A 6,000-nucleotide genomic window follows, 5' to 3' on the forward strand; every position below is an offset into this window, starting at 1 on the left:
TCGGCGCCCTCCCACTGGGGGCGCCGACGTGCCGCTTGTCCGGGTCAAGGGGCCGATGGCCGAGTAGGCCGTCGGTTCCTGCTTAGGAGAACGCGGTGCGCACGAGGTCTGCGATCTTTGCGAGGGTGGCGTCGTCGATCTCGTCGAGGAACCAGGCAGAGGGGCGCAATGTGCTGCCGGGTTCGCGTTCGACTGTGGCCTTCTCCGACAGGCCGAGTGACATCACCCCGTCGTCGACGCGGAAGAACACCAGCACCGGGGCGCTGCGTCCGGTGGCGTAGCCGGGCATGCCGTACCAGATGCGTGGCTTGAGCTTCGGCCCGGCGCTCAGGATCGTCTCGTGCAGCCTGGCACCGATCTTGGCGTACGGTTCCGGCCATCCGGCGATCTTGTCCAGGACCGCCCGCAGGTCTTTCGTCGACTTGTCTGTCTTCGTTGTGGACACGATGTCCCACCCTTCTCTCGCGCCGCATTCGCGGCATGGTGAACACAACCCACCCCCTGGTCAGGGGTCGGTTGCGCAATCTCCACCGCGGACATGTCCTGGCCGGGGCCAGTCCTCTCCGCGAATGTGTCAGACGAGCACTTCGTCATCGACTGCGCGAGGGCACTTCAGAGTGCCAGCAACCACGTTATCAGAACGCCCCTCGTCGCCCCGCTTCCCCGGGTTCCGTCAACGGCGCCGAAGGCGGCTCATGTGCCTGACGTCGCGGGTCCGGCTGGACGCTAGACCAGCGCAAGCCCGGCTGGCGCTGTGACGACCACGCACCCTTCCCCGAAGATTGCCACCCCACCACCCCTCACAGCAGGCCCCGATCGGCGTCGTCGCTCGAATCAGGCGTCAGGATCTGTGAACTTTGGGGGTTGCCGGTCATACGGAGCCCAGTGTCGAAGGCTTCCAACTCGGCAGGATGGAGTTGGTGCTGGCAAACGAAGGACCTGTCCTTGATCCGCCACAACCCCTGACCCGTGCCCAGCCCGGGTAGGAGCTTCTGCTCAGTGCCGGTCAGGGCGAGGGTGGAGGCTGTGACGCCGAGCTGGTCCGATTCCTGGCGGTAGATGATCCGCGTCTCCGCGTTCGCCAGCAGCGAGGAGGCCAACGCGCGCATCGCCGAACCTTGGTCGCCGACGTTGTCCAGGTCGGTGAGCTTGTGGAAGATCAGCATGTTCGCGATCCCGTAATGCCGTGCCAGCCGCCACTGCGCGTCCATCCGCTTCAACAGCGCGGGATGGGACATCAGCCGCCAGGCTTCGTCGTAGATCACCCACCGCTGGCCTCCATTCGGGTCCAGCAGCGCGGACTCCATCCACGCGCTACTGCATGTCATCAACACGCTGATGAGCGTGGAGTTCTCGGTGACGCGGGACAGGTCGAGGCTGATCATCGGCAACGACGGATCAAAGGCCACGGTCGATGGGCCATCGAAGAGCCCCTGAAGGTCGCCAGCCACCAGGCGGCGCAGGGCGTGGCCGACGAGACGACCGTCCTCCGCGAGTCGCCCATCGGTGTCGTCGGTCGGGTTGAGGATGTGGTCGACGACCATTGGCAGGATCGGCACGTCGTTCTCTCGCACGGTGGTGGTGAGGGCGAGGTCGATGGCGGTGTGCTCCAATGGTGTCAACCCGCGGGCCAAGACTGTCTCGGCCAGCGCGCCGATCAGGTCACGACGCCGAGAGGCCACGGTTGTCGTCCACTGCTCATCGGTGAGACCACCGGGTCGGTGTCCTTCATCGAGGGGATTGAGTCGAGTGTTCAGCCCGTGGCCGAGGACGATCGCCCGTCCGCCGACGGCTTCGGCGACCGCGGTGTGCTCGCCCTTGGGGTCACCGGGGACGTAGACGCGGCGCCCGAACGGCAGGCTGCGCGTGTAGAGGGACTTGGCGAGGGAGGACTTGCCGGAGCCCACGATTCCGGCAAGCACCACGTTGGGCGCGGTGATGATCCCGCGGGCGTAGAGCACCCAGGGGTCGTAGACGAACGAGCCACCCGAATAGAGGTCCTGGCCGACGAACACCCCATCGGAGCCGAGGCCGCCTTCGGCGACGAACGGATACGCCCCCGCCAACGTCGCAGAGGTGTCTTGGTGGCGCGGGAGCCGGAACCGGCCCGGCGTGCGCAGCGCCGCGGGGACGGCTTCACCGGCAGCGGGCAGGTAGGTGGTGGAGCGGCGTTCGGCCCGATCCGCCTCCGCCTTCTCCTTCGCTGTGGCTTTCTCGGCGGCACGCTGCTCGGCCTGGAGCCTTGCGGCGGCCTGGCGACGCTGCTTGCGCAGCCGTCGGCGTTCCTTGGCCGGGGCGACGAGGACCGAGGTGTGCAGTCGCTCCCGTTCGGTGCCGCTCACAGCGACAACTCCCGCCCCGAACCGGCTGAGCCGCGGGAGGGGGTGGTGAACCAGTCGCGGTCCACGCCCAATGCCGCACGCCGCGCCTCACGTCCCTCGTGCGCTGCCTGCTGCGCACGATGCGACGGCCCCGTCCTGATGCTGGCCGGCACGGGCGGGTCGTCCAGGAGTGCCAGGTCGGGTGGGGTGTCGAATTGCCGATAGAGGCCGACGTGGCCGAGGGCGTGATTGTAGGTCACCGCGTAGCCCTCGGCGGTGACGCTCTGGTCGGTGCCGCTGGCCGGGGGCTGGTCGTCGTAGACGTACCCGTTCTCCAACGCCGCATCGGTGGTCTCGTCACCGTAGTCCCACTGGGCCAGGTGTTCGATGGCTGCGTCGGTGCCGTCGCGATCGATCAGGTCGAGCACCGCATCGGCCTCCTCGCCCTGAAGGAACACCACGCTGAGCCACCGCCGCCCCGCCTGCGCGGGTCCGGCGGCGGAGTGAGAGTCGGTGGGGCCGTGCTCGCTCAGCTCGACCAGGGCGTCGGTGTTGGTGCGGGCGGCCTCGGCCACCCAGGCCGGGAACAGGCCCTCGTTTTCGGAGCTGCTGCCGGGATGCTCCATCGCATACTGACGGGCCTCACCCGCCGCGCTCAGGAAGGTCGCGAGGTCGCGGAGGGCGCGGTCGGGCTCGACGGGAGTTCCGGCGCCGGTGAACAGGTCCCGGCCCTCCACCGCTTGGCCGGTGGTGGCGTCGGTGATCCGGTAGGCGTAACGCTGATGCTCACCCACCGGCACATCGGGCCACACCGCCAACGTGAGCGTCCCGGCCTCAACGGTCGTGATCGCGGTAGTGGGGTCACCGTCGAGGCGTGCGGCCAGCCGCTCCCGCGCGGCGTCTCGATCGACGACCGGTTCGGGGTGCCAGGCGATCCGTCCGGAGTGGGAGAAGGCCATGTCGAGCCGGTCGTAGGCCCGATCGAGCAGGGTGCCGGCCTGGTGCAGCTCATCGGCGGCCGCCAGCGCATCGGCCGCACCCGCGGCGGGATTGCCGTCGTCGTCGGACGCGCGATCCCGCGCGTTCAGGTGGGTGTTGGCGAGCTGGTCGAGGACTTGGCGCAGCGACCGCACTCCGGCCACGAGGTCACCGAACACGGTGTAGGTGTCGGCCGGGTCGTCGAACACGCGGGACGCGTGGGCGAGGCCGCGCAGGGCCTCGGAGGCTTCAGCCGCATCGGCGAGCGGGTCGTGGAAGGTCGGCATGGTGGGTCTCCCGAGGCAGGTCGAGGGCGTGTTCTCTCAGGTGCGCCGGGCACCCCTTTATCGGCGGGAGCCACGGATAGCGGACAGATGGTGTCCGTGGTGGCGTCTACGGTCGATGCCATGGCGAACACGCGGCAGTCGCGCACCGTGGCGCAGAAGATGGGCATCAAGCCCGGGGCACGCGCGTATCTGCGCGACGCTCCCGCGGCGGCGGTCGCGGCGATGGGTCTTCCCGACCTCGACCTTCCTGAGACCGTGACGGGCGAGTTCGACTACCTGCACCTGTTCGTCATCACCCAGAACGAGATGCGGGAGCAGTTCGGTGGACTGCGTGACCGGCTGCGCCCCGGCGGGATGCTGTGGGTCTCCTGGCCCAAGGGCGGCAAGCTCGGAACCGACCTGACCATCAAGTCGGCGATCGCCGTCGGCTACGACCTGAACATGGTCGAGAGCACCTGCCTGCGGATCAACGATGTCTGGTCGGGACTGAAGTTCACCCACCCCAAGCCCGGCAAGACCTACGCCAACAGCTACGGCACCCTCCCCGGATAACGGACCTGACCGCCGGCCCTCTCACACCCGCCGGCACAACGGCAACGCCGCCGCAGTGAACGCCGCGGCCTGCTGACCAACCAGGAGCCGGGTCTCACACGAGGCTTGGATCGCGGCCTGTTCGATCGCCGCTACACCGGCTTCGAGTTCTTCGACGGTGGGTGCGGAGATGGAGATAAGGCCCGTGTATCTGAGGACGCCGTGGCCGGCGGTCAGGTCGGCTTCCTGCTGGAGCACGTCGTGGTACTCGGCGGTCTGGGCGGCGTCTTCGATCTGCCCGATCTTCGCCCGCTGCGCGGCGTCGCTGATGTGTTCGACCTTCTTCTTCCGAATGTCCCTCGCGGCCTGGTCCGAGCGCATCGGCGTGCACAGCAGCGAGAACGACCGTTGGATGCCGGTAGAGAGCAACACCGGGGACAGGAAACCGGGGTAGACCATCGAACGCGGCCACTCAGAGACCCACAGCACTGCATGATGCGCCGAATCGGTGCGCAGCCGGGTCCAGGACTCGTTGACCGCCACCGGCCCAGCGGTGGCGAGCGACTGGCCGAGTTCGCCGTGACGCTCCAAGGTGGCGGCGATCGCCGGGTCATACGCCGAGCGCAGGATCACCGCGATCTCGCCCGGCGACAGCCATCCCAAAGGTGTCAGGTCGGCCGACCGCAGGGCGGCCACGAGAGTCGACATCTCTTGACGCAGGACGGCGGCCGCACCACGGATGCCGCCACCGGCGGTCTTGATCTGCCGCGCGGCGTTCTTCATGTCCAACGACAGCGACAGCGTGGTCGCGTGTCGTTCGCCGGCCGGTCCGGCGCGGTCAATGAGTTCCGCGTAGGTGGTCGCCGCCCAGGTGTCATCGGCGCTCCCATGGGAGGCCCACCATTCGGCCAGCCCGGTGCCGGAGTCCGGCAGCGTCCGCTCCAGCACCTGCAAGGTGGCGATCCGTCCGGAGCGGCATACGGTGGCCAGGACGCGGCCCCAGGAGGTGACCCGGCGTTCCTGCTCACCAGGGTCCAAGAGCACGAACGCTGGATGCGAGACCTCGCACACGACGGTGAGGGTCTGGGCATGGGGGTCGTGGATCATCCCGGCGCCGGTTTCGGGATCGGTGTACTCGCGCAGCCGCCCCATGTCACCTGGTAACGCCAGCGTGCCGACCGGACGCGGGGTGACGACGCGGCGCCGATAGAGGAGCTGTCCGCCGGTGGTGCGCCAGAGCCACCAGAACGCCACCGGCAGCCACTCCACCGCCGGCCGTCCCGCGATCGGTATCCACGTCAGCGCGGCGGCGATGACCCAGACCGGGGTGGTGTACGCGAGGAGGATGCCACCCCCGGCGTAGAGCGCGCCCACGACCGAGAGGACGCCGGTGGCGAGGGTGATGAGCTGCGACAGCGAGAGCCCCAGGAGGATGCCTCTGCGTGTGAGGCGGGAGAACTTCACCGGCACCAGCTCCGCCGACGCCGTCTGTTCGTTCTGCTTCGTGGGCACGGCGGCTCACTCCTTCCCGGTCGGCTTCGGTGCCGGTGGCGGGGGCTGCTTCGCTGGCCGTGGCTCGGCCTGTGAGGCGCCAGCAGAGGGTGTCTTCGGTGCTGGAGTCGACGGTGGGGGCGCTTGCGCCGCCGGTGGTGTGGTGCCGGTCTGGGAGGCCGAGTCCGCGGCGGACTCGCCTTGTGCGCCGAGTGCCTTGCCTGCTTTCGGTCCGGCGGTTGCTGAGTCTTTGGCGACCTTCGCGCCGATCACCGCCGCAGCAGCCGGACCAGCCGCCGCACCAGCGCCCGCGCCGGCACTTGCTCCTGCTCCGCCGCTTGCACTCGCCCCTGTGCCTGCGCCGGCGGACCCGCCGGCGGCGGCTTTACCCC

The 6,000-nt window shown here is 69.0% G+C and carries 4 protein-coding genes and 2 pseudogenes; 1 reads left to right on the plus strand and 5 read right to left on the minus strand.

Features of this window, described 5'->3' with window-relative positions:
- Positions 1 to 82: 82 nt before the first annotated feature.
- The 3 genes and pseudogenes from F0311_RS07085 to F0311_RS07100 form a co-directional block, all read right to left on the minus strand.
- Positions 83 to 445, minus strand: a complete 363-nt coding sequence (locus F0311_RS07085) for a DUF1801 domain-containing protein (protein ID WP_150461255.1) — start codon at positions 443 to 445, stop codon at positions 83 to 85.
- Positions 446 to 800: 355 nt separating this feature from the next.
- A complete protein-coding gene (locus F0311_RS07090; RefSeq protein ID WP_150461256.1) occupies positions 801 to 2,342 on the minus strand; it encodes an ATP-binding protein in 1,542 nt (513 codons plus the stop codon).
- A gap of 875 nt (positions 2,343 to 3,217) precedes the next feature.
- Positions 3,218 to 3,586: pseudogene (locus F0311_RS07100) on the minus strand (hypothetical protein); the annotation flags it as partial.
- A 120-nt stretch (positions 3,587 to 3,706) separates the two neighbouring features.
- Between F0311_RS07100 and F0311_RS07105 the strand changes: the two are divergent.
- Positions 3,707 to 4,138 (plus strand): hypothetical protein, encoded by a 432-nt coding sequence (locus tag F0311_RS07105; protein WP_150461257.1) that lies wholly within the window; start codon positions 3,707 to 3,709, stop codon positions 4,136 to 4,138.
- Positions 4,139 to 4,159: 21 nt separating this feature from the next.
- On the opposite strand, the gene F0311_RS07110 is transcribed toward F0311_RS07105, so the two are convergent.
- Together F0311_RS07110 and F0311_RS18425 are read right to left on the minus strand one after the other, a co-directional pair.
- Complete coding sequence (locus F0311_RS07110; protein ID WP_150461258.1) at positions 4,160 to 5,629, minus strand: SCO6880 family protein; 1,470 nt, start codon at positions 5,627 to 5,629, stop codon at positions 4,160 to 4,162.
- Positions 5,630 to 5,635: 6 nt separating this feature from the next.
- Positions 5,636 to 6,000 (minus strand): annotated as a pseudogene (locus F0311_RS18425) (conjugal transfer protein TrbL); the annotation flags it as partial.

This window comes from Nesterenkonia ebinurensis (genome assembly GCF_008711175.1).
Classification (GTDB): domain Bacteria; phylum Actinomycetota; class Actinomycetes; order Actinomycetales; family Micrococcaceae; genus Nesterenkonia; species Nesterenkonia ebinurensis.

Bases quoted from the DNA above. Each gene is read 5' to 3' on its own strand.
- F0311_RS07105 (WP_150461257.1), top strand. From the start codon at position 3,707: ATGGCGAACACGCGGCAGTCGCGCACCGTGGCGCAGAAGATGGGCATC.